This is a genomic window from Atlanticothrix silvestris CENA357, from assembly GCF_016056295.1.
GTDB classification, from domain to species: domain Bacteria; phylum Cyanobacteriota; class Cyanobacteriia; order Cyanobacteriales; family Nostocaceae; genus Atlanticothrix; species Atlanticothrix silvestris.
The window spans coordinates 70671-96424 of the sequence record NZ_JAECZB010000002.1 but is presented as its reverse complement, the minus strand read 5'-3'; the positions used below and the strand labels follow the sequence as shown (position 1 = coordinate 96424).

The following is a 25754-nucleotide window of genomic DNA, read 5'->3' as shown; positions in this document are numbered from 1 at the left end:
AACATGAATAATGGAGTAAAAAAGGCGATCGTTCTACCTTTGAGCTTGGTGATTCCGCATCCGAACTCGAAAGTTAGACCTTGGAACATGAATATTTAATGGTGTGATCATCAACATTCTTTCATAATGAGTTAGAAGATGTTTTAAAACTATTGGGCGAATATAATTCGTTACTATACAAGCAAAGCCCACCCCCGTGGACTAACGCAAAATCAAAGTTTTTAACCCGCGCAGGTGGTCACTGAGCCTGTCGAAGTGCGGGTTTTGTTTGTGTAGCCGCGACTTCTAGTCGCCAGGGCTAGTTTCCAAATATACTTCTTAGAACACCAATTAAGCAACCACATGTCTACAGACACATCTAACCCTGTTGCCTCTTCTGCTTCTCCTGTGGAGATTTATGACGTTGTAGTGGTTGGCGCTGGGCCTATTGGACTAGCAACAGCTATTGGCTTACGCAAGCGTGGTATTGAAAATATTCTTGTTATTGATCAAACTCGCGCCTTTCGTCAGGTTGGTCAGATTTTAGATCTTCTCCCCAATGGATTGAAAGCTATCAAATATTTAGATCCTAATGCTTACGAAGAAGTCAAGAAAAATGCCATTAATTTCTTGAATCCCCCACAGCCTAATTATGAAAAATCTGTCAATATAGCTCCAGATAAAAGCCCTCCTAAAACTTCGCGCCAATGGGTTTATAAAAACTTGCAGGGGCAGCCAATTCGGTCAATTCCTCTAGATTTTGACGACTGGTTTCGAGATTATGGGGAGGGTCGAGTCTCAATTCTTTGGTATGTTTTACAAACAACATTAAGACATTTACTTCCCCAAGACAAAGTGAAAGCTAATCACCGTTGTATCAATGTTGTGGATGAGCCAGAAAATGGCTGTGTTCGCATAGACTGTGTATCTGATACAACTATAGAAGCTAATCCCTATGCATATTGGGCAGATGGACAAAAACAAAATGATATGCAGTCTCAGATTTTAGATACTGCTCCCCAAGAATCAGCAACAAAATCGTTTCGAGCTAAGTTAATTGTTGCAGCAGACGGAATCAATTCTACAATTCGTAAAATACTTTATAAAGATAGTCCATATCATGATTTTGCCAAACCTGAATACTCAGGGTTTGCCGCAATAGCTTGTAGAGAAATAACCAATATCTCAAACGAACTGCAAACCGAAATCAAAGAAAAATTCTTACAAGATTCATCAATTGTCACCATCAGTAATGATGAAACATCCAGAGATCCTGCTTGTACGCAAGATACAAGAATGATGTTATTTCGTAGACCAGCTGATCAACTGGGATATGTTTTACATTTGGTTTTGCCTTTGGAAATATTAGAGGGGAAGTCTGGCAGTTCGTTGATTCAATTAGCTGTGCAGGAACTCGAAAAGGCAAGTTTTCCTGATGTACTCAAGCAATTAGTGAGTATATCTCCTCCTGCCAAAGTGGAGCAGCGTCCGTATTATATTCACCATGCTGTCAATCAATCAGCCTGGAGTGCAGGACGAATTGTATTAGTTGGCGATGCAGCTCATGGGATGCCGCCTTTCATGGCTCAAGGAGCTAATCAAGGATTTGAAGATGCGCTGGTAGTTGCAACACTCATTGCTAAAATTGCAGAAGACAATAAATGGGATGACACACTAACCCTCGCCAAAACCTTCGAGAAATATGAGCATCTCCGTCGTCCGTTAATGGCTTATGTTCAACAAATAACATTAAAACGGTTTCCCTATTCTTCAGACAGAGATTGGCAAGAGTATGGTAAACAGGTATATTGCCGCAATTTTGAGCAAATGCTAAAAGCTTTAATCTAATTAAAATCAACGAGAAATTAAAAGGTGAGGCATCAGAGCATAATCTGCTCTACTACAATACAGATGTCCACTAGGTGGCGTGTTGTCTACCCACGTAAATCTGGAAGATCATCAATGAGTAATCAACTTCAGGACTACAATCCCAGCGGCGTAGGTGAAATCAATGGCAACCTTTTGGGCTTGCCGTTCGATTACGAGTCTGCAAACCTGATTGTTTTTGGTATCCCTTGGGAAGTCACTGTTTCTTATGGCGCAGGTACAGCCAACGGCCCCCAAAGAGTTTTAGATGCTTCGACTCAACTAGATTTATTTGATTTCGATCATCCTGATGGTTGGAAACAGGGAATTTTTATGGCGGAAATTCCCCAAGATATTTTAGAGAAAAACATATATTACCGCGCCTTAGCAGCAAAAATTATTGAACGGTTAGGACAAGGTAAACCACTGACAGAAACACCAGATTTGACACCTGTCCTGAGAGAAATTAATCAAGCCGGTCAACAGGTAAATGAATGGTTGTTTGCCCAGTGCCAAGAAGCAATGAACAAGGGTAAGCGAGTTGCTATTATTGGTGGCGACCACAGTTCACCGTTGGGTTGTTTCCAAGCATTAGCAGCGAAATACACCGATTTTGGAATTTTGCATATTGATGCTCACGCAGATTTACGCGATGCTTATGAGGAATTTGAATTTTCTCATGCATCTATCATGTTCAATGCGATGAAACTACCGCAAATTTCTCGGTTAGTGCAGGTAGGTTTGCGCGATATTTGTCATGATGAAGTAGAAATGATTGACCAATCTCATGGTCGCATTGTTGCTTATTATGACCCAGCCATTAAACAAAAACTTTACTCTGGAATGACTTGGATTGATTTATGCCAAGAAATTATCAGTCATTTACCTGAAAACGTTTACATCAGCTTTGATGTAGATGGTCTTGATCCCAAACTCTGTTCGAGTACAGGTACTCCTGTCCCTGGTGGACTGGAATTAGAACAAGCTTTTTGTTTGTTTAGAGAATTGGTCAAGAGTGGTAGAAAAATTATTGGCTTTGATGTCTGCGAAGTTGGTGATGCTGAGTGGGATGGCAATGTAGGTGCGCGGATTGTTTACAAGTTAGCGAATTTGATGGATTTATCTCAGCAACAACCTACGGCGTAATTGTAGGAATCAGGAAAAATAAAAACTCCACCCCAAAGGGAAGTAGGGGAGCAGCACTTCTCTACGAGACGCTACGCGTAGCTTGCTTAAGCGTAGGGGTACGACTCATTTCGGCTACACGGCATTTGAGCGTAGTCGAAACTCAATGACCAACACTTAGTGACCTGGAGTGTGGGGAATAACAACTGACAACTGACAACACTTCGACAAGCGGTAGTTGAGCGCAATCGAAACTCAGTGCATCGCTGACAACTGACAACTGACAACTGACTCGCGTAGCGTAAATAAGGAATTGAAATTTGATTATGGAAACTCCGCTATCTTGTCGCAATTACATCGATGGTCAATGGTTAAGTGCCGCAGCAGGAAACACCCTACAAAGCCGCAATCCAGCTTTGGTAGATGAAATCGTTGCGACTTTCCCCCGTTCTCAAGCTGATGATGTAGATACAGCAGTTGCCGCAGCTGGCAAAGCTTACCGCAGTTGGCGCAAAGTACCAGCCCCAGCAAGAGCAGAATACGTTTTTCGGGTCGGGGAACTGTTACTTCAACACAAAGAAGAACTTGCCCAATTAGTTAGCCAGGAAATGGGTAAACCCCTAACAGAAGCTAGGGGAGATGTACAAGAAGGCATTGACTGCGCTTTTTATAGTGCTGGTGAAGGGCGGCGACTTTTTGGGCAAACGACACCTTCAGAAATGCCTAATAAATTTGCGATGACAGTGCGGATGCCTATAGGGGTTTGTGCTTTGATTACTCCGTGGAATTTCCCGATGGCAATTCCTTGCTGGAAAGCTATGCCTGCCTTAGTTTGTGGTAATACCGTCATTCTCAAACCGGCAGAAGATACATCCGCCTGTGCAACTAAATTGATTGAGATTTTTGCCGCAGCAGGTTTTCCACCCGGAGTTGTCAACTTAGTACACGGGATGGGTGAAGAAGCCGGAAAAGCTTTGGTTGAGCATCCCGATGTTGATTTGGTGTCTTTTACTGGGTCTTCTGAAACTGGTGCTTTTGTCGGTGCTACCTGTGGACGCACTCACAAGCGTGTGTGTTTAGAAATGGGCGGTAAAAATGCTCAAGTGGTAATGGAAGATGCCGATTTGGAACTGGCTTTAGATGGTGCTGTTTGGGGTGCTTTTGGTACAACTGGTCAGCGATGTACAGCTACTAGTCGCTTGATTTTGCATCGTGACATTAAGGAAAAATTTACTGCCATGCTTCATGAGCGTACCAGCAAGTTACGCCTAGGTGCTGGCACTGACCCCGATACAGATATTGGCCCAATCATCAATGAAAAGCAACTGCAACGGGTCAACGAATATATGAATATTGCCCGTGAAGAAGGTGCAAAGGTGTTAATTGGTGGGGAAATCGCCAGTGAAGATTCGCTGAAAAACGGTTATTTTTTTCAACCAACAATTCTGGATGATGTGACTCCTCAGATGCGCGTTGCTCGTGAAGAGATATTCGGCCCAGTAGTGGTATTAATTGAGGTTAGTTCATTTGAGGAAGCGATCGCAATCCTCAACGATACTAATTATGGTCTTTCTTCCTCAGTGTACACCCGCGATATCAACCGGGCTTTCACCGCTATGCGTGACATTGAAGCAGGTATCACCTACATTAACGGCCCTACTATTGGTGCTGAGGTACACTTGCCTTTTGGAGGTGTCAAACAAACTGGTAACGGACACCGCGAAGCTGGAACCACTGCTTTGGATGTTTTTACAGAGTGGAAGAGTGTTTATGTTGACTTCTCGGGTAATTTGCAACGTGCCCAAATAGACAACCGTAGTTAACATTCTAAAGACTCTGGCTGTTATTTCTTAACTGTCAAGATAAAATGGAAGAACGCTATACTAACACTCATCAAAAACTCTGTCTGAGTTGATATTTTATTACCGCCCTAATTAAGTAGCGGAGGTATGAAATGACTATTACTCTAAATCACACCATAGTACCTGCATTTGATAAGGAAGTATCGGCAAGGTTCTTCGCCCAAATTTTTGGTTTAAAAGTTGAGTTTCCTATTGGTCACTTTGCTGCTGTGCATGTTAATGACAAGCTGACGCTTGATTTTGCCGATAGAGATAGATTTGAGTCTCATCATTATGCATTCCATGTTAATGATGAAGAATTTGATGCCATCTTCGCACGGGTTAAAGAAGCAGGTCTGGAATACAGTAGTGACCCCATGCATCAGGATAAAGGTAAGATTAATCACAGAAACGGAGGTCGTGGCTTTTATTTTTATGACATTGATGGTCATAATTTGGAACTGCTGACCCGCGACTAGTACAGCACGGTGGAAATAATACCAATTTGGACAGTAGGTAAGGGCACAACAATGTTGTGCCCTTACGAGTAATGGCTGTTGCCAAAGTAGATTTTCTTGCACCAGAACTTCCAGCCAGTTTTACGTGGCATCGCGCAATATTTTGATAAACTCTGCTGATGGTGGTTCACCCAATAACTGCTCTTGATGGGAAGTTGGTGAATATAGTAAAGCTCCGTTTTCTGCGACTACATAATCAAAAAGGTATTATCCTTCACACGACCATCTGTGGCTAGTGTACCATCGTAATCAGTTGCTAGTACAAGGTAACGCATGGGGTAGGAGAAAATTTGTATATTCTCGCCCATTTTCACTGGTGCTAGTAATTTTGTTTATCCAACTTGAGAGATAAAAATTTACGCTCGCAAGAACGATAAGTGAATGAAAACGAAGCTTGAGATTATGGTAATTTTATAGACCCAGAGCAAGTTGAACTATCATGTACATCCCAGATGCTTTTCGAGAAGAAGACATTGATAAACTGGTTGCGTTTATGCGTGCCAATAGTTTTGCGACATTGGTGTCTATTCAAAATAATTTTCCTCTTGCTTCTCATGTTCCACTCGTCGTCACTGTGCAAGACAATGTTGTGAAGCTAACTGGTCATCTTGCTAAACAAAATCCCCAGTGGCAGGTTTTTAAAGCAAGTGAATCCCTTGCCGTTTTCACTGGGCCTCATGCTTACATTTCACCGTCCTTATATGAAAAGCGTGAGAGTGTACCAACCTGGAACTATATTGCTGTTCATGCTTATGGTATACCTCAAATTATTACTCTGGATGATTCACAAGAATTAATGGACGAGATGATAGATGAAATGATTAATACTTATGGTGCTGAATACAAATCACACTGGGACAGCTTATCTGAAAACTTTCGCCAGGGAATGATGAACGGTATTGTTGGTTTTGAAATGACAGTCACTCGACTCGAAGGAAAATATAAACTCAGTCAAAACCGCAGTCATAAAGATCAATATAATGTTGCACATAACTTATTACAAAGTGAAGATTTAGACGCTCATGCTCTAGGTATCGCCATGCAACAAAATTTGAACATCGATGAACAATAATAAGTAATTATATGTCCAAAGATAACTATAGTGCGTAAATTTAAAATTTAAATATGTACCGCTTCAGCCAAGTTTTATGCATCTATAGGCGAGATTTATTAATAAACAATCTCAGGAAATATTAGCCAATGCCATATCTGACTTCTACTAGCGAAATTCGTGCCATTGTTGCTGAATATACCACAGCTAAAACTTTGTGGATTGATACAGAAGTAGCTGAATATAAAAGCCGTAATCCCAGATTATCGCTAATTCAAGTATTGGATGACCCTACAGATATGAGTGGCGATCGCGTTTATCTTTTGGATGTCCTAGACCAGCCTGATGTGATAGTTGAGTTTGTGGATAAAATTATGCTCAATTCTACTATTGAAAAAGTATTTCATAATGCTAGTTATGATGTGAAATTATTAGGTAGCAAAAAAGCCAAAAATATCACTTGCACTTTAGAAATAGCCAAAAAAATTCCTTACTATCTCCTTCCATTACCTAACTATCAACTCCAAACTCTCGCAACGATACTGTGTAATTTTAACAATATTGATAAACAAGAACAAAGCAGCGATTGGGGACAGCGACCTTTAACTGAAGAACAAATAGAATATGCTTATTTAGACTGTATTTATCTTGCTCAAGTACATAAACGTTTGTTAGAATTACAATTAGAAAGTAATCCTGATTCTGCTACAGAAAATTTAATAGCGTTAGGTGCAAGATATACTCAAATTGAGGAGCAGTGGAAGCTATTAAATTCAGAATTTGAGCATCTGCAAGAGCGTATGAAAAAAGCTATGCAAGCTCAAGATGTTACAGAAACATCATTTTGTAAATTAACTGGTTACGAACGCAAAACTGTTAAAGTGGCGTTTACAGAACTAGCAAGACTAGTACAAACACAAGGTATTAGTTTAGATTTCCCTGTCACATTAACTCAAAAATTACAAAAAGATTTAGGACAAAACCTAGAACAACTATCTGTAGATATTGACACTAGCACCGCTTGGCGGTTAACTCCTAAAATCCAGGAAAATGATGATGGGAATGAGTAGATATTCCAGATAACTGCAACTGCAAGCTCAATATTAGATTAATTGTTCAACAATAAATTTAATTTAGGTTAAAGCTTCTCTGCGAGACGCTACGCGAACGGCTACGCTCAGCTTTAACCCTGAGCGTAGTCAAAGGATTAAAAAAATCAAATGCTTTATTTAATTTAGCTTGCAAGTATAACAAAGAACATGATACAACATAGCGTGAGACCTAGGAAACAAGTGTTATCAATCAAAATAACCAATAGGCAATCAATATAAAACGAACAATTTTATACTTCATAATTGATTATAAAAATTTCCCGGTTGTTCTAGTAAATAAACGTTAATTAAACCTAAAGGATATGAGGTAAATATGTCAATTGACTTGGCACATCTACGAAAAGTTAGGATAAATCTTTAGTCAAAGTATTCATTAAAGGATTGATTCTAATTTATCCAGGTGTAATGGCAGTTTAGAGCAAATTTATGAAATTGCGGTTATTTGGGCAAAAATGGGTAAGACTAAAAAGAATATTGACTATAGCTGTAGTTACCGCATTAAGCGCAATTACCAGCGTTTCCTGTAGTAGAGACAAACAGGTGTTAGTGACAGAGATCGGAGTTAGTTCTCCTAACCGTCGTGCAGTCCAGACATCTCAAGCCGGAAAATTGTATATTCAAGGACAGAATCAGCATCTCAAAGGCAACTCACAAGCTGCAATCGCTTCTTATAGCAAAGCAATCGACCTGAATCCTGAATACAGCGCAGCCTACAAAGGCCGGGGATTAGCTTACTTTGATACAGGAGACAAACAAAAAGCGATCGCCGATTACAACGAAGCTATTCGCCTTTCACCCAACGACCCTGAAGCTTACAATAGTCGGGGAAACGCCCGTGCTTCTTTGGGAGACAACAGAGGAGCGATCGCAGATTACAACGAAGCTATTCGCCTCTCGCCCAATTATGCCCAAGCCTATAATAACCGAGCAAACGCTCGCTCAACCCAAGGAGATAGAGAGGGAGCGATCGCGGATTACAATCAAGCCATTCTTCTTGAACCCAAATATGCCATTGCCTACAATAATCGGGGAAATGCTCGTGCTGCTCAAGGAGACAAGCAAGGAGCGATCACAGATTACAATCAAGCCATTCGCCTCAATCCTAACTTTGGCCCCGCCTACAATAATCGAGGAAATGCTCGTGCTGCTCAAGGTGATAGGCGGGGGGCGCTTCAAGACTTGAAACAAGCCGCAGCCATCTTTCAAAGTCAAGATAACAACGATTTGTACCAAGAAGTCATGAACAATATTAAAGAACTGGACAATAAATCGACTCTGTAAATTACGAATTACGAATTACCGTTGACTCTTGACAACTCAGCAACGGTTGAGCAGAACGCAACACTGCATCCAACAATCCTGGAAACAGCACCTCTAAATCTTCCTTCCGCAACTTATTAATGTGTTGTGTCCCTTCTTTATGAGTCAAGACTACCCCTGACTCCCGTAAAATCTTGAAGTGATTCGACATCGTTGACTTGGCGATCGCAAAATCAAACCCCGCACAGCACTGCTCTCCCTTAGTTGCTAGCAACCGCACGATCTCTAATCGTACTGGGTCGCCCAACGCATAAAGTACTCCCGGTAAAGAAATGTTTTTTCGGTCTGGGTGATATAAAAATCTCATAGTTGCATTATCGCTTAAAATCGCGTATATTTTATTTATTCGATAATATCGAATAAACGAATTAATCAGGAGGGCAGTTATGTCATCCATTACAAATGTTACAGAAGCTACTTTTAAGCAAGAAGTACTAGAAAGTGCAATCCCCGTTTTAGTAGACTTTTGGGCTCCTTGGTGTGGCCCTTGTCGAATGGTGGCTCCGGTTGTCGATGAAGTGGCTGGCGAATACGAAGGACAAGTAAAAGTGGTGAAACTGAATACAGATCAAAATCCCACTGTTGCTAGTCATTACGGAATTCGTAGCATTCCTACCTTAATGGTATTTAAAGGAGGTCGGCAAGTTGATACTGTTGTAGGGGCAGTTCCCAAAACCAGCTTGAACAAGACCTTAGCACAGCATATTTAATGGGCTGGAGTGGTGAGTGGGGAAGGAAGGGAGGCAGGGGAAGCAAGAAGAGGGGGGAAAAGGTGAGCCAGCGCGGTAAGGCAGCGCGGTCTTGGGGGAAACCCCCAAGAGCGACTGCCGCACCCCTTGTGGGTCTTGGGGAACCAGTCCGTTGCGGGGGGAACCCGTCCACCGCAGTGGCTCCCCATGAGCGACTGGCGATCTTCGCAGCGTAAAGCCTGCGGCATAGCTTCTCTACGAGACGCTAACGCGAACGCTTAGAGCGACGCAGGAGCGTCACCCTGAAGGGGTTAAAGGGTAAAGGATGAGGAATAAACAATCTTGGGTAAAGGGTAAAGGGAAAATAGCCCTGCGGGCTGGGTAAAGGATGAAGAGACAAACCCTTTAACCCTTCCCCTTACCCCTTCTTCCCAATGCCCCATGCCCATTCCTAACATTTTAAGGAAAAAGCAAAAATGACTCACTATATTTGACCAAGAATTAGCAGCATTACTGCAAGCAAAATATCCTACACCTATGCTTGAGGTACATCATAGAGTTTTCGCTGCGATCGGTATCAAACCAGATCAAAAACAACTAACAACTAACAACTAACAACTAACAACCGATGATTGAACTTTACTATTGGACAACTCCCAACGGTCATAAAATTACGATGTTTTTGGAAGAAGTTGGACTACCTTACACAATTATTCCTGTAAATATTGGGGCTGGAGAGCAATTTAAACCGGAATTTCTCAAGATTTCTCCTAATAATCGGATCCCGGCAATTGTTGACCAGGAACCAATAGATAAAGGTGCGCCAATTTCTGTCTTTGAGTCTGGTGCAATCTTATTGTATTTGGCAGAAAAAACTGGAAAATTGATTGCTCAAAATGTCCGCGATCGCGTTGAAGTCCTTCAGTGGTTATTTTGGCAAATGGGTGGTTTGGGGCCAATGGCAGGACAGAACCATCATTTTAATAACTATGCTCCCGAAAAAATTGAATATGCGATTAATCGCTACGTAAATGAAACAGGGCGTTTATATGCAGTCTTAAATCAGCGATTAGCAGATAAAGAATTTGTCGCTGGCGATTATTCCATTGCTGATATTGCCGCTTATCCCTGGATTGTGCCATATAAGAGTCAAAATCAGAAATTAGAAGATTTTCCTCACCTGAAGCGCTGGTTTGAAACAATTCAGGCGCGTCCAGCCACAATTCGTGCCTACGAGAAAGCAGAAGCCTTCAAAAATCAGACGCTGGATATTGAAAAGTCACGGGAGTTGCTATTTAATCAATCAGCAAATACAGTTGGGCGTTAAGCATCCTAAAATATCGCCAACAAGATTGACATATTCCTCCAAATTCAATTTGGAGGATTATTTAGTTAGAGGTTATTTGAAAAGTCAAAACGTATACCAAAAACCCCGCTTCCATTCCTTTCTCCGTTTCGGGTAGAGGCTTTGAAACTCTCATTCTCTGTCTTTGACACGCTGCGCGAACGTAGGGAAGGGGACTTGGGGGGTTAGGTTGTTAAGATTTTGATGTTAGCAATAATACCTTTCAAATATCCTCTTAGAGAGACGCGATAAATCGCCGTCTCTACAGCAAATGTATTCGTCAATTATTTCTTGACAGACTACTGCACCAGACCGAAGCTTTCCAAATTGTTGGACAATTAACTTTTGACAGTTAACTCTTGACTAATAATGATTTCCCTAAAAAATCAAATAATTTTAATTACTGGTGCAAGTAGTGGTATTGGTAATGCCTGTGCCAAAATATTTGCTCGTGAAGGAGCAAAATTAATTTTAGCAGCACGACGGCTGGAACGTTTACAGCAGCTAGCAAATACCCTCAGTAAAGAGTTTAGTGTTGAAATTCATTTGTTGCAGTTAGATGTACGCGATCGCATCGCTGTTGAATTTGCAATCTCTAATCTTCCTTCTGCTTGGTCTAAGATTGACATTCTCATTAATAATGCTGGTCTCAGTCGCGGTTTAGACAAGTTGCATGAAGGCGACTTTCAAAACTGGGAAGAAATGATTGATACCAATATTAAGGGTTTACTTTACCTCACCCGCTATGTTGTTCCCGGCATGGTGAGCCGTGGTCGAGGCCATATAGTAAACTTAGGTTCAATCGCTGGACATCAAACTTATCCTGGTGGCAATGTCTATTGTGCTACGAAAGCCGCTGTCAAGGCAATTTCTGAAGGCTTAAAACAAGATTTGTTAGGAACTCCTATACGTGTGACATCTGTTGATCCTGGTATGGTGGAAACAGAATTTAGTGATGTGCGTTTTCACGGTGATAGTGAACGTGCTGACAAGGTTTACCAGGGAGTTACTCCGCTGACACCTGATGATGTGGCTGATGTGATATTTTTCTGCGTCACGCGATCGCCTCATGTCAATATCAATGAAGTAATACTTATGCCTGTTGATCAAGCTAGCGCCACTCTGGTTAATCGGCGAACATAAAAGTAATGCATCTAAGAATTAAGTCAATAAACCTATGCAAGATACTGCTAAATCTGAAAAAGCTGGAATTACAGCACTCACAGCGATTAACATAGCAAAAGTACTCCCACTTGTTTGGTTTGTAATTTTTGCAATCGTCTTTGGTATTCAAGATTGGCGACAACTAATTTATGTTTGTTTGCACGGTAGTTATTGTCTCTGGTGGCTGATTGAACAATGGTTTTATCCCCAGCGACGAGAATTATTTAATGAGCCTTTAGGAGCTTTGGCATTCATCTTTACACTTTTGTATGTCGGAGTTTTTTATGTCTTACCAGGATATTTAGCGTTTACAAATCCTGTCCCTTTATCGATGATAACGGCATCTGTAGCATTGATACTGTACATCTTCGGCAGTCTGATCAATGCTAGTGCTGATGTACAAAAGTTAACCGCTAAGCAGTTCGGTGCGGGGTTAGTTCGTGATAATATTTGGCGCTTCTCGCGCAACATTAATTACTTTGGCGATTTGCTGCGTTACCTAAGTTTTAGCGTGGTAGCTGGTTCACCGTGGGCTTATTTAGTACCAGGAGCAATCTTGCTTTTCTATCTACAACGCATGTCTCAAAAAGAACAATATGCCTCTGCAAAATACACAGATTATGCCGAATATCAAAAATCTAGCGCCCGCTTGATTCCATTTATTTGGTAAGCTGTCACGCATCTAAGTTGCACATTTTTTCGTATGGACTGTTGACTGTTAACGGTCAGCAATCAACAAACTTAGGAAGTGATTGTGTAATTTAAAAGCGTAATAGCTTAAATAGCAAGAAGGTTCACCCTGTACTTAAAAAGAAGGTAGTTCAAAACTTGCCAAATACCCCAGAAGGTGGGGTTTGCCATACACCAGAAAAAATACTTTCAGTCGCTAAAGAAATTCTCAGCAAATCTTCCTTTAGCAGTGGCGGCCAATCAACTCCTGCTTTGCGCCCTGCGACAAATATCTGCTGGGCTTTAACACCTAACTGATAAAGGGCAAAAGCTAATTCTCTGTTGAGACTAGAGTCTTCTTTGAGACCTTCAAACACCACTTTGAGCGCTAATAAAATTGAGGTGATCTGACCGGGTATTGGTGGTTTTCCCTGCTTCATACGCATTAACAGGGCATCTGGGTTTTCCTCAGTTGTTAATGTCTGGGCAATGAGGAGTTTGTGAGCTGTTTCGTAATTCATTTATTCAGCTTAGCGTCAATTTTAGCGCAAGAAGTATATTTAGTTACCCGCTATCTCATACTATCTGGAATATCACCCTTTTGTCTTTATTCACTGCTGAGTCTTTTTTGCTGAAAGTAGGAAGGATAAAAAATTAAAAATTTCATCCTTCCCTGGTTATAAAACACACTAGTTTAATTAACGAGTTCGTAATTCAGCTTCTAACTTATCTAAATCAGTTTTGAGTAAAACCGTCATCTGACCAGTAAAAGCTTTGCCTGTTTTAGGCTGGGCAATTTCCATCCAATAGGCATAGCGATCGCCTACACGCAATTCTCCCCGTAAAGCTTCCCGAATGGGAGTTTTGGCATGACGAGCAGAGTTAACAGCACTCTGGTTAGGATATTCATACAGTACCTGAGCGCGATTAAAGTCTTGATAGATATTTAAGCCATAAATCACCCGTAAGGATTCCTGGAGGCGCTGAAATGACATGCCATTAATGGCATCATACATAGCCAGACGCTCAGTGCGAATTCTACCCCGGTCTTTGCTAAAGGCTACTTTACCAGGGGGCAACACCGACGCTTGAAATGTAAATCGCTGGGCAGCTGTATCACTCTTTTGCACATACAATTGCTCCCCACTACGAGGGCGTAATGTGGGATGTGCCTTCATCCAAGTAGTTACTTCTTCTGTACTTTGTCCTGGTAAAGCATGAGCCTTGGAATCAAACAGCATTCCCACGCACAAACAGGGAACTAGAGACAAGGGCAAAATCAAAAACTTAAGCAGAGATTTTTTGAGCATTTTCCTATTTGAAACTTACATTTAAACCAGTGAACAGTTATCAAGGCTTATGGTGGGGGATTGAAAGCAGTTATCAAATATCTTTTGACTGATAACTGATAACTGATAACTGTTAACTGGCATAACAATAGGTTTCCCGTTTTACAGAATAATTATTTCAATACTGAGATATTGCGCTTACCGCGTAGACTGATAACGCTATGGCTCATAGATATGTTATGAAAGCATCGTTTGCTTCTAGGAATTGCTCATGGTGCGATCGCACTTGTGATGTTGCGATCTCATTAAATTGCTAATTCTTCCTCCCGTTGCTGATAATAGTTTTAAAGCTAATTATTTAAGAGGTCTGATTGTGGTCTTTGCTCATACTAGTTCCTCAGATGTAATAACAACTCGCCTGACATTAGACGAGTATCGGGCTATGGAAGAAATTAACCCAGAACGCCATGAATACCGGGACGGAGAGATTATTACTATGTCGGGAGGATCAGAAGCCCACAGTGCGATCGCCAGCAACTTATTAATTTACTTGGGTTTTTTGCTGAGAGACACCGATTTTCGTCTGTATAACAGCGACTTGCGAGTTTGGATTCCTGAATATCAGTGCGGTACTTATACCGATTTGATGGTTGTTAATGGCAAACCAGAATTCAATGGCACTCGCAATGATGAAATTCTCAATCCTTTACTCATTATTGAAGTTTTATCGCCCTCTACCGAAGCATACGACCGAGGCGACAAGTTCAGAAAATATCGCTCTATTGGCAGCTTTTGTGAATATTTACTTGTGAGCCAAACTGAACCCTACATTGAGCAGTATCACAACCTTGATGGTAATAGTAATGATCGTTGGCTATGGCAAGTTCACTATCACATTGAAAGAGCAATCATTTTGCACAGTTTAAACGTAGAAATTCCCCTAACAGAAATCTATCGTCGTATTAATTTTTAATATTGAAACAAGAATCTTGGTGCGTTTACGCCTGGGAGTATCAACCCTACTAGCTTATAAATGGCAGACAATCTAGAATACATAAGCAATAGCCTGAACCAATTGTCGGGTTCAGTGTAGTGTTAGCTTCCAGCTTTGTACGCCAAAATATTGCATGATAATAAAAGACAAAGCGGCAAATTGAGCAAGAGGTAAGGCTAAAAAACGCTGTGCAGATAACATTTTTAGGGACTAGTTCCGGTGTACCCACAAGAGCGCGCAATGTTTCTAGCGTTGCTTTAAGATTACCTCAACGGGCAGAACTGTGGTTACTCGACTGTGGTGAAGGTACTCAGCATCAAATTCTACGGAGTGACCTCAAAAGTAGCCAACTATCCCGAATTTTTATTACCCACATGCACGGCGACCATATTTTTGGCTTGATGGGACTTCTTGCTAGTTGCGGCTTGGCTGGTAATGTGGAACGAGTTGATATATATGGCCCACCTGGATTAAATGAATATATTCAAGCGGCCTTACGTTACTCCCATACACATTTTTCTTATCCAGTTAAAGTTCATGCTGTCCGCCCCGGTGTAATTTATGAAGATAATGAGTTCACCGTTAGCTGTGGTCTTTTGCATCACCGTATTCCAGCTTTTGGTTATCGTATAGCAGAAAAAGACCGAGCAGGACGCTTTGATGTGGAAAAAGCCAAGGCTTTGCAAATTCCTGCTGGTCGTATTTACGGTCAACTCAAGCGTGGTGAAACAGTAACACTTGCCGATGAACGAGTTATTAATGGTAAAGATTTGTGTGGCCCTACAGAAATTGGACGCAAGATTGCTTATTGCACAGATACAGTTTACTGTGAAGGTGCAGTCGAACTGGCACAGGATGCAGATGTCTTAATTCACGAAGCTACTTTTGCCCATCAAGATGCAGATTTGGCTTTTCAGCGCTTACATTCCACAACGACGATGGCAGCGCAAACAGCTTTAATTGCTAAAGCAAAGCGATTAATTATGACTCATTTCAGTCCCCGCTATGCTCCCGGAAATACTTTGGAGTTAAAGGATCTCCTCCAGGAAGCTCGTGCAATTTTTCCCAATACAGATATGGCTTATGATTTCATGACTTATGAGGTTCCCAGACGACGGCAAATAGAGTTAACTAATGTCAGGGTTTGAACTGGGAATAAAAAAACTCAGACACTCCTAACGTGGCGATCGCTGTGACTATGGAACTGAAAATTATCAAATAAATTTATCAAATCTTCATTTAGAAGAGCCAATACAAACTAAAAAATGTAATATTATCTACTTTCTGTAGATATTAAAAAATACTGCCACTGCTGGGTTTTTTTACAAAAATTTAAATATTTAATCATTCTTTTCTATACCTTTTTTATACAAAGCTACTTAAATTATTTAATGTTTAAAAAAATCTGCAATTGTTGATATGTTATTTTTTTAATTAAGTAACTTAGCAAGAGCCAATTTGCTATTTACCTTGTAAGACCCAATATTGAGTTTTAAAATAGCAGTTTTTAGATAAGATTAATAATTTGTACTTGAGTATGTTTATATACTATTCTTTTAAAATGCATCAAGTTAATAGTTCTGCGATCGCAGCATAATTTAATACTGTCATAGTAATACAAAAAATTGTATAAAAATAACTAAAAAATAGCATTATTTGGCTATTAAGGATATGTTAAAGATTACCAGAAAGGGTTGGCAATCATTTATTTCATACTCAAAATTAAAATAACAGCATCAATCATTTGCTAGAGTTTATTCAGATAACAAAGACAACATGTATCAATTGTTTCTTGAATAATCCTTGTAAAAAATCTTTATGGCTGCATAGAGAAACATTTAGTATGCTGTTGTGTCTATAGGGTTGTAAGAATTCATCTTCCAAATATTTGCTCATAATCTTTCATTCATATTGTTTCGATATTAGAGGGTTTTAATGGTGGCTAATACGAATCTAAATCAAGAGCGACTAGTTACTAACTCTTCAACAAGGGCGACTGGCATTAAAAAACTATCTACAATTTTAATTCGCCAACGTTTTCTAATTTTGGGTATTTCCTGTTTGGTCATGTCAATTGCTAGTCTTTTAGCTGTTAATAACAAACCGGATTACCAGAGTTACATGCAAATACTGGTAAAATCTAACTTATATGAAGAACCACAGTCAAACGAGATCGAGAAAGATACAAATAGTGGATTGACAGACTTCAATCTTCAAGGAGTTGATTATAATGCTCAGATGAAACTAATGCTGAGTTCTAAATTAATAAATCAAGCTGTAGATTTGCTGCGTCCTTATTATCCAAATATTACGTCGAAAAATATTAAAGGAAGAACGGAGGATGGGAAAAAACCACCTCTAGAAGTGACTAAATTAGAAGATAGAAAAGAAGTTAATCAGTTTTCTAGTCAAGTATTTGAAATTTCTTTTAATGACGCAGATCCAGTTAAAGCCCAAAGAGTACTTCAAGCTCTACAGAAAGTTTATCAAGAATATAATATAGAACAGCAAAAAGAGCGTCTAAAGAAAGGGCTTGCTTTTTTTAATGCGCGCCTGCCTAAAGTGAAAAAAGACTTAAGTCAAGCAGAAATAAATTTAGAAAAATTTCGCAAGAAACATAATTTACTAGATCCAGAAGTCCAAAGTAAAATCTTACTAGAATCTCTAGCTGACATTCAAAACCAACTACAAAATACTCGCGCACAGTTGCAAGACGTACAAGCTCGCTATTCTAGCCTAGAGCAAAAAATGGCGGTCTCATCGCAAAACGCAGCCATTTCTGCTAGTTTAAGTCAGTCACCTCGTTATCAATCGCTATTGAATGAAGTGCAAAAGACTGAATTGGCTCTGGCTAAGGAACGGTTGCGCTATACAGACGAATCTCCAAAAATAGAAGTATTAGAGCAGCAACGCCAGAGTCAACTGAAGTTATTACGGCGCGAGGTGGAGCGATCGCTAAGTGATAAAACTATTAAAAACAGTAGCAATATAGAATCACCACTGACAACAAAGCAGATAGTAGGAGTTGACCCGCCACTACTCCAAGAGTTAATTCAATTGCAGACAGCTTCTTTAGGTCTAATTGCCAATGAAAAAAGTTTAGCAGAATCCGAACAGCGAATCCGTTCTGAACTGAGCAAATATCCCAGCCTGATAGCAGAGTATAACCGTCTACTACCAGAAGTAGAAAATCATCGCAAAACCCTTGAGCAACTACTACAAACGCAGCAATCTTTGGGATTAAAAATTGCTCAAGGAGGATTTGATTGGCAGGTGTTAGAAGAGCCGCATTTACAACCCTCTGCAAATGACAACAGATTATTGCTTTTAGTTGGAGGACTAGTCATTGGGCCACTGTTAGGCGTTGCAGTAGCCTTAACTTGGGGGATGTTTAATCGCACCATTGGTTCTGTACAAGAATTACAACAGCTGACGAATCTGCGATTACTGGGGTTAATACCAAAACTAGCGCCACATAATACTAAGAAACGCCTTCCTAGTCTATCTATGAACGGGCGGCGAAACTTAGCTCCCTCTTTGGTGGAAACTAACACTTGGTTGCCTTGTCACGAAACCTTGGATATGGTCTACCAAAATATTCAAATATTAAATTATCCCTTTCCCTGCAAATCTTTGATGTTGACTTCAGCCCAAACTGGGGAAGGTAAGACAACCTTGGCTTTAGGGCTAGCAGCTAGTGCTGCCCACATGCATCGACGGGTACTATTAATTGATGGCAATCTCAGGCATCCTCATCTGCACAAAACTCTAAATTTATCTAATGACTGGGGATTATCTTTGTTATTAGTCGATGAGACAAATACCGATGCTCAAGATTATATCCAGCCAATTCATCCTGCAATTGATATTTTGACTGCTGGCCCGACACCAGAAGATACCGTCAAGCTGCTTAGTTCTCAGCGAATGACAGAACTAATCAAGTTTTTTGAGCAAATTTATGACCTCGTACTGATAGATGCTCCGTCAATTTTAGGCACAGTAGATGCCAGAATTTTAGCAGCCCTTTGTAATGGAATTATCATGGTGGGGCGTATTGGTCAGGTAAGTCAAGCTGAACTAATTCAAGCAACAGGAATTTTAAGCCAGTTGAATTTAATTGGAATTGTCGCTAATGAAGTGAGTAATGTTCAAATAGGGGCTAGGGGCTAGAGACTAGTAATCTGTCAATAAATAATTGACAAATAAATTTTCTGTAGAGACGGCGATTTATCGCGTCTTGCTGATTGCATTCTGACAGCTAACCAAAATGCACTGCATAATTAGTAGGAAGTGGCAACCTTCCATCTGGGAGAACTGTCTTATCTTGAGTAATAAATGCAATAGTCCAGAGCAAGCATTAAACAGATACTAATTGTGATTTAAATGATCAGCATGAAATTCCAACTGTACTTAGGCTCTTTATTTTCCCAGATTAAAGTACGTCATTGGTGGATAGGTATCTTCTTTTGGATAGCTTTGGTCGCTCCAGCTCAAGCGTCTGTAATCCTGCGTGTAGCAATTCAAAGAGAAGTTAATCAAGTAAAAGTTGGCAGTTCTACAACTGCGGTTGTTAAAGATAGTACCGGTCGAACTCTTGGACAATTGCCAGGGATGAGTTCGTTTTATGCCCAAGCTATTCCTGGTGGAGTTGCTTTAGATAAATGGCAGTCTGGTTTATTTTGGATTGAACCAACAGGTAAAGGATTCGTTTATATTGGCGATCGCTGGTATCGCGGTAGAACTCTAGTTGTCCCCACCCAAAAAGGCTTAACAGCTGTGAACTGGGTTGATATGGAAGAATATCTCTACAGCGTCCTTGGTGGGGAAATGAATTCCAGCTGGCCTCAAGAAGCCCTCAAAGCCCAGGCGATCGCAGCCCGTACTTATGCCCTCTATGAACGGGAAAAACAGCGCAATAATCCCCTTTATGATTTAGGAGCTAGCCCCGACCGTTGGCAAATTTACAAAGGTGTAATCAGCGAATCGCCTGGTACTTATGCCGCAGTCGATGGTACAACAAAGCAGGTACTAACTTACAAAAACAGAATTATTCTCTCAGTTTTCCACGCTTGTTCTGGGGGACACACTGAAAACGTAGAAGATGTGTGGGGAAATGCTTTGCCTTACCTGCGGGCTGTTCAAGACTACGATCAAAATGTCAGTGAGTGTAATTGGGTAAAAACCTTCTCTCCATCTGAAATCAGCGCCAGAATTTCTGGCGTGGGTAATGTCAAAGAGATGATTCCACAGAGCTACTCGCCTTTTCGCAGTGTTAAAGCCTTAAAAATCGTTGGTGATCAGGGTACAAAGGTACTACAGGGCGAGCAAGTACGCACTGCGCTCAAACTTAAAAGCACTCGCTTTAACGTCGCCAAGGGAAAAGATGGCGGTTTTGTACTGCAAGGACTTGGTTATGGCCACGGTTTAGGTATGAGTCAATGGGGGGCTTACAATTTGGCTCGACAAGGAGCCAACCATCTACAAATTTTGGGACATTATTACCAAGGCGTAGCCCTCACACCGATTCAAACAAAGTAGTGAAGGAGAGCAGAGGAGCAGAGGAAAAGGTGCAGGGGGCAGGGAGCAGAGGAGCAGAGCAGCAGAGGAATAAGAATTTTCCCATGCCCCATGCCCTATCCTTCATCTAAACGCTTTTGCCATTCAGCGTCAATTTGTGCCGATCGCTCCACTTCTTGTTCGATTAAGTCTGTTTCAGTAGAATAAACTAAATCTTGTTTGCCAATCACTTTTTCTGTGGCAAACTGACTGGCATAGTCGATTTTGTGCTGTAAACCTGCATCTGGGTTTGTCAATATTCTAGCCCTGGACAGGCGATCGCGGTTGCGTGCAGCAATCTTTTTATTGCGCCACTGAATCCAGAAATAACGCCCCAATGGTATGGATAGAAAACCGATTCCGTAAGCCAATAGTAGCCAATAAATCCCTTGAACAAAAGCTACTAATCCACCTATTTGGGCTGCAACTGTGCCATCTCTTATTAAACTGCCTAGTATTAATGCCCCAACAAAATTCAGGATACCCAATCCAGCACTCAAGGTAATTTGTCCTGAATCGGCTGCGCTAAAACGCCAAAGAGATTCTTCTAGGTATACTGGCAACGACTGACGATACTTTTTAGTTGCACTCACCTGCATCTCTGGGAAGTAATATACAATCTGCCCCTCAGAACTGACTGCCGGTTGCCCGTTGAATCGGATCAGAACGGGCAGCATATAATCTTCATACTCTTGTGTATAACTTTCACCAAGATTGTCTAAGTACGGGGCAATTTGTTCTGCTACAACTGCACCACGGTTATTGCGAATTACAGCAGCAATTTCTTGCCAACGGCGTTCTTCTAAGTCGGCGTTAGGATTACCGTCACCAAATAAAAACGAAAAGACAGCCTCAAAGAAATTTAAATTGTTGTCTTGTTGCCTACCGCGTCGCCGTTCTCGGTAGCGTGTGTCGTAATTAGGGCTAAAATACCAAAACAAATCTGGAAAGAAAAAGAAGCCGCCACCATAACTACTACCTCTATTATCGCCGTCACGGTCTGAGTTAAGAGCAGTGAGGATAATGATAATAGCAATAGTAATTAAAGCAATAGAAGCAATTAAAAAAATTCCAAAGGAAATGCGAATGAGGTAAAACAAGATTCCCCAAACCTTTTTCCACCATTCCTGCAATCGCAACTGCAAGTACTTATTACGCAAAATTTCTCGAAAATTCCGCGGAAATTGGTAAACTATATCTCCAGTTTCTGCTACTTGTAAATGTCCGCCAGCATCAGATGCCAGGGCTAATAACCCTTGTCCAGCCTCTGCAACATTTAATCCTGCCTGGGTTGCCACATCACCAATGGTAACGCGGTAGCCCAATTTTTCCACAGCCTGCATGATGGTGGGATTGGGAGCCATAGCTCTCCCCTCCTATTGAAATTCATTTGCCTTCTTTTAAGTATAAAGTTTTATTTACGCTGGGCGGGTTAGTTGTTGGTTGTTGGTTGTCAATTGTCAGTTGTTGGTTGTTGGTTGTTGGTTGTTGGTTGTCAGTTGTCAGTTATCAGTTGTTGGTTGTTGGTTGTTGGTTGTTGGTTGTCTTTGTTCTTTCTTATAACCCCTACTCCCTACTCTCTGCCCCTTACTCCTAACCACTAACCACTGACCACTAACCACTGACCACTAACCACTGACCACTAACAAAACTCCATTCCCTTATTCGTGGAGTTTTTTATGTTAGAATTGTTTGCCTTGGCTTGGTTAACCAGCAACTTTTCCGTCCTAAATATGGCTCAGTATACTCTCGCTCAAAGCCCAGAAATCATTCTCACCGTTCCTGGTAAAGATTCAGCGAAAGCCCGTGAAAAAGCGATGGATCAGCTGATGGAACTGATGGATGCGGGTAAGCTATCCACAGAATTAGAAGAGGGATTTAGTCCTCAACAATTAATTGAGGTAAAGGAAGCAATTACTGAATCTGCTAGTGCTGAAGACGCTATTACACAGGCTGTCCAAGTTCTAAACAACTTGGCTACGCTCAAGTTAAAAGTTCAAGAATCACGCACTGAAGCATTGGAAATTCGTAAGGCTGTTGATGTTTTGTTCTCAGATAATTCAGTAACTGAAGAAGAAATTACTCACCTCAAAGAAGGCTTTAAAATTCTCAAAAATTTTGCCCAAGCTAATTTGCGTTACCAAGAGGCGCGAGCTAAGGCAGAACAGGCTCGGCAAGTTTTGGATCAGGCTTTAAAATCACCTGATAAGTGAGTTGTAAAAAAGTCAAAAGGTAAGAAAAAATTCTGGCTTTTGACTTTTTATTTACACTATACTAAGGCCGTCTTATTCTTCTCAGAGCAGAAGAATTACTTTCCACTTCTACAACTTCACCTACCCTTTCAGCACTCACACTCTGCTTGTAATATTGCTGATAGTATTGATGAGACACAGGTGTACCCTCTTTAGACTTATTAGCGATCATTCCTAACAAGGGAGTACCAGATACTTGAATCTCTTCTAATACTTGTTGCATCGCAGTGCGTTTTAGCTTACCTAAACCAGCCACTAGCACCATACCGTTAGTATTTGCAGCTAAGAGATAGGCATCTGCAAACCCTAAAAGTGGTGGTGTGTCATAGATAACTAAATCGAAATCAGCTTGTAGTTCATTCATTAAATCTTGCATTTTCTGAGATGCCAATAACCTAACTGAGTCTGGTGGTATTGGCCCCGCAGTCATTACAAACAAGTTTTCTTCTAGAGGCGATCGCTCAATTACATTGTGCCAATCTAAATCTTGGGAAATGATATCTGTCAGTCCTTGAACATTCATTAGTCCTACTCGATTATGTAGACTAGGGCTACGTAGATTAGCATCAACCAGCAATACTCTTTGACCCATTGCGGAAGCTGCCTGTGCTAGCTGTACAGCAATAGTGGACTTTCCGTCTCCCTGTCCTGGAGAACTGATTACCAAAGAACGAATTGGGGTATCTGAACCCAAAAGCAAAATATTGGTGTAAAGAGAACGGAAAACCTCGAAAAAGGAAGCACGATTTGGTTGTTGTAACTCTCTTGATAGATTGGTTTCGCTTGCTGGCTCTAGCTCTTTTCTTAAAGGAACTATGCCTAGTAATGGAAGTCTAGTAGTATCTTTCAGTTCTTGGGCAGTATAGAAGATATCACTGAGTTTATCTACTACTAAAGCTGCTCCTACACCCAACAACAAACCTAGAATACCGCCCAACGCTAAGTTTAATTTGGCGCTATTTGATACAGGATTAGGATTAGTTACTGTGGCTAGTTTGGGATCAAGTAACAACCAAGGTTGTTGCTTTTGAGCTTTCTCAATTTGTAACGCTTGTTGTTTGGTTGTAAATTGAGTTAATCCGTTATTGGCAATTTGTAATTCTCGTTGAATGTTATCGTGATTACGGCTGATAGTTGCTAATGCCCTCATCTCATTATTGAGATTTTTTATCTTATCGCTCAAAGATGTATCACGAGCTATCAAAGACTGGATGCGGCTTTGAAAATCTTTTTGAACACGCACTTCTTCTTCAGTAAGCAAAGGAAGTAAATAAGCTTTCCTTTGCCTTAAAGTCTCCATTAATGGATTATCATCCGTTAATACGGCAGCTCGTTGTCTAGTTTCAATTTCCGTTTCTTGAATTTGAGTCAGTATGTTTTGGTAGCGGGCGTTTTCAGTCAGCAAGGAATTACCAGCTCTCTCACCTGGCTGTTGTGCTAATTCTTTTTGCAAATCATTATATCTGGCTACTAATTGTTCTAATTCCACCCGATTAGTTATTTGCTGTTGCCGAAAAGCAGCAATTTGCTCAGACAATTCTTGAGATTTCTGTACTGGGTCAATTAAGCTATTTTCCCATCGCAAATTTCGCAATTGATTTTGCCAGTATTTAACCCGTTCATCTAGCGGCTTTCTTTGTTGATTAACAAAACTAATAGCTTGGTCTACATCTGACTGGCGCTCCTCCAGACTATACTTGAGATAAGCATCAGCTAGTAAAGTTGAAACATCAATAACTTGCTGTTGGTCTTCGTCAGTATATTGAACTGCTAAAATCTGGTTACTTTTTGCTGCACTTTGAATGCTCAAACCAAGCAGAAGTGATTTGTAAGTTAAATCTGGGTACTTAGGTTGCAGTTTTTCAATAATGGGATCGAGGACGCGCGGACTTTGTAAAACTGTAATCGTGGTAAAAATTGAGTTTTTAGAATCCGCATCCGCGCTCACCCCATCTTGAGAATTTATTGCTTGAGGTACATTGGCTATAACCTTACTTTCACCAGTTACAGGCTTAGTTAAAATTTCAAATGTCCCTTGATATACTGGAGGATCTGTTTCTGCTTTTAAGACTGCTGCCGTTGCTATTAAGCCTGTTATACCTATAATTAATAAGATTCGGCGGCGCAGAATTGCTGCTACTTGACCCAGATTTAACCCACCCTCATCACTTTCTTTGAACTGAGCAGCGTTAGAATTTAACAATAGGTGAGGGTATTTCTCTGACTTCAGCATAGTATTTGTAAACTAAACTACCAAAACTTTTTAAACAGACGAACACTCCGATACAATATTCGGTATGTATTAGGTAGTTGGACATTTGGGCGATCGCCTTGACTGACGTTGTATTTAGGCAAACTAGTGAATTGACTGATTATTATATAGTCCAAACAACCCTAATGTTATAGGTTTTGTTAAAGAGTGGGTTATTGTACCCGTGATTGTGATTACAATTTTCTTGAAAATACAGGCTAATAAGGATTGATGCTGTATGACTACAGTAACATTGCCTATAATAACTTGTTCGCGCACCTAACTGTGGAATTAAAACTGTATAGGGTTATCACTCAGCCAATAATTCAAAAGCGAGTTAATCTGAGTATAAGTATACTGTCTTTCTTAATCTATTTTATTTTTAATGAAATAAAAAAAGAAGGGTAAAATGTATACCCTTCTATATACTGGGGCGCTAGGATTCGAACCTAGGAATGGCGGGACCAAAACCCGCTGCCTTACCACTTGGCTACGCCCCAATGTCAACGTCCTAACTAATATAGCAGTTTATCCTAGGGTAATGTCAAGTAGTTGCAGAGTAAATTCCAGATAAAACCATATTAATTTAATTGAGTTGAGCTTGCAGGCTTGATCTGGATTGCGATCAACTAAGCCTTAATTATCTAATCTTTTTAAAACAATTTTTTAAATAAGTTATTGTTATGCTTCAAGACACAAAGATTATTATCAAAGTATTACTTAAAATAGTCAG

General features: G+C 40.6%; 21 protein-coding genes and 1 tRNA gene. 16 read left to right on the top strand and 6 right to left on the bottom strand.

Annotated features, from left to right (window positions below; genetic code table 11):
• The first annotated feature begins 342 nt into the window (after positions 1-342).
• The 7 genes from I8751_RS01710 (at position 343) to I8751_RS01675 (ending at position 8773) form a co-directional block, all read left to right on the top strand.
• Positions 343-1827, top strand: a complete 1485-nt coding sequence (locus tag I8751_RS01710) for an FAD-dependent oxidoreductase (RefSeq protein WP_214437437.1) — start codon at positions 343-345, stop codon at positions 1825-1827.
• Between the two features lie 114 nt (positions 1828-1941).
• Complete coding sequence (gene speB, locus I8751_RS01705; RefSeq protein ID WP_214437436.1) at positions 1942-2991, top strand: agmatinase SpeB; 1050 nt, start codon at positions 1942-1944, stop codon at positions 2989-2991.
• Positions 2992-3296: 305 nt separating this feature from the next.
• The gene (locus I8751_RS01700) at positions 3297-4793 is read left to right on the top strand and encodes an aldehyde dehydrogenase family protein (RefSeq protein WP_214437435.1); all 1497 of its coding nucleotides are present in this window, start codon (positions 3297-3299) and stop codon (positions 4791-4793) included.
• A 131-nt stretch (positions 4794-4924) separates the two neighbouring features.
• Positions 4925-5290 (top strand): VOC family protein, encoded by a 366-nt coding sequence (locus I8751_RS01695; RefSeq protein WP_214437434.1) that lies wholly within the window; start codon positions 4925-4927, stop codon positions 5288-5290.
• A gap of 478 nt (positions 5291-5768) precedes the next feature.
• Positions 5769-6401, top strand: a complete 633-nt coding sequence (locus I8751_RS01685; protein ID WP_214437433.1) for an FMN-binding negative transcriptional regulator — start codon at positions 5769-5771, stop codon at positions 6399-6401.
• 128 nt (positions 6402-6529) lie between these two features.
• Positions 6530-7450 (top strand): ribonuclease D, encoded by a 921-nt coding sequence (locus tag I8751_RS01680; protein ID WP_214437432.1) that lies wholly within the window; start codon positions 6530-6532, stop codon positions 7448-7450.
• A 468-nt stretch (positions 7451-7918) separates the two neighbouring features.
• The gene (locus I8751_RS01675) at positions 7919-8773 is read left to right on the top strand and encodes a tetratricopeptide repeat protein (RefSeq protein ID WP_214437431.1); all 855 of its coding nucleotides are present in this window, start codon (positions 7919-7921) and stop codon (positions 8771-8773) included.
• Between the two features lies 1 nt (position 8774).
• On the opposite strand, the gene I8751_RS01670 is transcribed toward I8751_RS01675, so the two are convergent.
• Positions 8775-9119 carry an ArsR/SmtB family transcription factor gene (locus I8751_RS01670; RefSeq protein ID WP_214437430.1) on the bottom strand — a complete coding sequence of 115 codons (345 nt, stop codon included), beginning with the start codon at positions 9117-9119 and terminating at the stop codon, positions 8775-8777.
• Positions 9120-9198: 79 nt separating this feature from the next.
• Here I8751_RS01670 and trxA point away from each other — a divergent pair, with 79 nt between their 5' ends.
• The 4 genes from trxA to I8751_RS01650 all read left to right on the top strand — a co-directional run bounded on the left by trxA (position 9199) and on the right by I8751_RS01650 (position 12680).
• On the top strand, positions 9199-9522 hold the full coding sequence (gene trxA, locus I8751_RS01665; protein ID WP_214437429.1) for a thioredoxin: 324 nt from the start codon (positions 9199-9201) through the stop codon (positions 9520-9522).
• 607 nt (positions 9523-10129) lie between these two features.
• Entirely contained in the window at positions 10130-10828 is a 699-nt protein-coding gene (locus I8751_RS01660) for a glutathione binding-like protein (protein WP_214437428.1), read from the top strand.
• A 387-nt stretch (positions 10829-11215) separates the two neighbouring features.
• Positions 11216-11989, top strand: coding sequence for an SDR family oxidoreductase (locus tag I8751_RS01655; protein WP_214437427.1), 774 nt, complete (start codon positions 11216-11218; stop codon positions 11987-11989).
• Positions 11990-12023: 34 nt separating this feature from the next.
• On the top strand, positions 12024-12680 hold the full coding sequence (locus I8751_RS01650; protein ID WP_214437426.1) for a methyltransferase family protein: 657 nt from the start codon (positions 12024-12026) through the stop codon (positions 12678-12680).
• Positions 12681-12831: 151 nt separating this feature from the next.
• On the opposite strand, the gene I8751_RS01645 is transcribed toward I8751_RS01650, so the two are convergent.
• Together I8751_RS01645 and I8751_RS01640 are read right to left on the bottom strand one after the other, a co-directional pair.
• Positions 12832-13200: a Dethiobiotin synthetase gene (locus I8751_RS01645; protein ID WP_214437425.1), complete on the bottom strand. Its 369-nt coding sequence runs from the start codon at positions 13198-13200 to the stop codon at positions 12832-12834.
• A gap of 177 nt (positions 13201-13377) precedes the next feature.
• Positions 13378-13989, bottom strand: a complete 612-nt coding sequence (locus I8751_RS01640) for a hypothetical protein (protein ID WP_214437424.1) — start codon at positions 13987-13989, stop codon at positions 13378-13380.
• 352 nt (positions 13990-14341) lie between these two features.
• Between I8751_RS01640 and I8751_RS01635 the strand changes: the two genes are divergently transcribed.
• The 4 genes from I8751_RS01635 to I8751_RS01620 all read left to right on the top strand — a co-directional run bounded on the left by I8751_RS01635 (position 14342) and on the right by I8751_RS01620 (position 20500).
• Positions 14342-14941, top strand: coding sequence for a Uma2 family endonuclease (locus I8751_RS01635; RefSeq protein WP_214437522.1), 600 nt, complete (start codon positions 14342-14344; stop codon positions 14939-14941).
• Between the two features lie 209 nt (positions 14942-15150).
• Positions 15151-16110 carry a ribonuclease Z gene (locus tag I8751_RS01630; RefSeq protein WP_214437423.1) on the top strand — a complete coding sequence of 320 codons (960 nt, stop codon included), beginning with the start codon at positions 15151-15153 and terminating at the stop codon, positions 16108-16110.
• A gap of 787 nt (positions 16111-16897) precedes the next feature.
• A complete protein-coding gene (locus tag I8751_RS01625) occupies positions 16898-19132 on the top strand; it encodes a GumC family protein (protein ID WP_214437422.1) in 2235 nt (744 codons plus the stop codon).
• 222 nt (positions 19133-19354) lie between these two features.
• Positions 19355-20500 carry a SpoIID/LytB domain-containing protein gene (locus I8751_RS01620; RefSeq protein WP_214437421.1) on the top strand — a complete coding sequence of 382 codons (1146 nt, stop codon included), beginning with the start codon at positions 19355-19357 and terminating at the stop codon, positions 20498-20500.
• Positions 20501-20595: 95 nt separating this feature from the next.
• On the opposite strand, the gene I8751_RS01615 is transcribed toward I8751_RS01620, so the two are convergent.
• On the bottom strand, positions 20596-21882 hold the full coding sequence (locus I8751_RS01615; protein WP_214437420.1) for a hypothetical protein: 1287 nt from the start codon (positions 21880-21882) through the stop codon (positions 20596-20598).
• Positions 21883-22251: 369 nt separating this feature from the next.
• Here I8751_RS01615 and I8751_RS01610 point away from each other — a divergent pair, with 369 nt between their 5' ends.
• Positions 22252-22731 (top strand): hypothetical protein, encoded by a 480-nt coding sequence (locus I8751_RS01610; protein ID WP_214437521.1) that lies wholly within the window; start codon positions 22252-22254, stop codon positions 22729-22731.
• A gap of 61 nt (positions 22732-22792) precedes the next feature.
• Here I8751_RS01610 and I8751_RS01605 read toward each other — a convergent pair whose 3' ends face one another.
• Both I8751_RS01605 and I8751_RS01600 read right to left on the bottom strand, forming a co-directional pair.
• Positions 22793-25003, bottom strand: coding sequence for a polysaccharide biosynthesis tyrosine autokinase (locus I8751_RS01605; RefSeq protein ID WP_214437419.1), 2211 nt, complete (start codon positions 25001-25003; stop codon positions 22793-22795).
• 446 nt (positions 25004-25449) lie between these two features.
• Positions 25450-25521, bottom strand: a tRNA-Gln gene (locus I8751_RS01600).
• Positions 25522-25754 lie beyond the last annotated feature (233 nt).

Coding starts and splice junctions, on each gene's coding strand:
- I8751_RS01710 (WP_214437437.1), top strand. CDS start 343: ATGTCTACAGACACATCTAACCCTGTTGCCTCTTCTGCTTCTCCTGTG.
- speB (WP_214437436.1), top strand. CDS start 1,942: ATGAGTAATCAACTTCAGGACTACAATCCCAGCGGCGTAGGTGAAATC.
- I8751_RS01700 (WP_214437435.1), top strand. CDS start 3,297: ATGGAAACTCCGCTATCTTGTCGCAATTACATCGATGGTCAATGGTTA.
- I8751_RS01695 (WP_214437434.1), top strand. CDS start 4,925: ATGACTATTACTCTAAATCACACCATAGTACCTGCATTTGATAAGGAA.
- I8751_RS01685 (WP_214437433.1), top strand. CDS start 5,769: ATGTACATCCCAGATGCTTTTCGAGAAGAAGACATTGATAAACTGGTT.
- I8751_RS01680 (WP_214437432.1), top strand. CDS start 6,530: ATGCCATATCTGACTTCTACTAGCGAAATTCGTGCCATTGTTGCTGAA.
- I8751_RS01675 (WP_214437431.1), top strand. CDS start 7,919: ATGAAATTGCGGTTATTTGGGCAAAAATGGGTAAGACTAAAAAGAATA.
- I8751_RS01670 (WP_214437430.1), bottom strand. CDS start 9,119: ATGAGATTTTTATATCACCCAGACCGAAAAAACATTTCTTTACCGGGA.
- trxA (WP_214437429.1), top strand. CDS start 9,199: ATGTCATCCATTACAAATGTTACAGAAGCTACTTTTAAGCAAGAAGTA.
- I8751_RS01660 (WP_214437428.1), top strand. CDS start 10,130: ATGATTGAACTTTACTATTGGACAACTCCCAACGGTCATAAAATTACG.
- I8751_RS01655 (WP_214437427.1), top strand. CDS start 11,216: ATGATTTCCCTAAAAAATCAAATAATTTTAATTACTGGTGCAAGTAGT.
- I8751_RS01650 (WP_214437426.1), top strand. CDS start 12,024: ATGCAAGATACTGCTAAATCTGAAAAAGCTGGAATTACAGCACTCACA.
- I8751_RS01645 (WP_214437425.1), bottom strand. CDS start 13,200: ATGAATTACGAAACAGCTCACAAACTCCTCATTGCCCAGACATTAACA.
- I8751_RS01640 (WP_214437424.1), bottom strand. CDS start 13,989: ATGCTCAAAAAATCTCTGCTTAAGTTTTTGATTTTGCCCTTGTCTCTA.
- I8751_RS01625 (WP_214437422.1), top strand. CDS start 16,898: ATGGTGGCTAATACGAATCTAAATCAAGAGCGACTAGTTACTAACTCT.
- I8751_RS01620 (WP_214437421.1), top strand. CDS start 19,355: ATGAAATTCCAACTGTACTTAGGCTCTTTATTTTCCCAGATTAAAGTA.
- I8751_RS01615 (WP_214437420.1), bottom strand. CDS start 21,882: ATGGCTCCCAATCCCACCATCATGCAGGCTGTGGAAAAATTGGGCTAC.
- I8751_RS01610 (WP_214437521.1), top strand. CDS start 22,252: ATGGCTCAGTATACTCTCGCTCAAAGCCCAGAAATCATTCTCACCGTT.
- I8751_RS01605 (WP_214437419.1), bottom strand. CDS start 25,003: ATGCTGAAGTCAGAGAAATACCCTCACCTATTGTTAAATTCTAACGCT.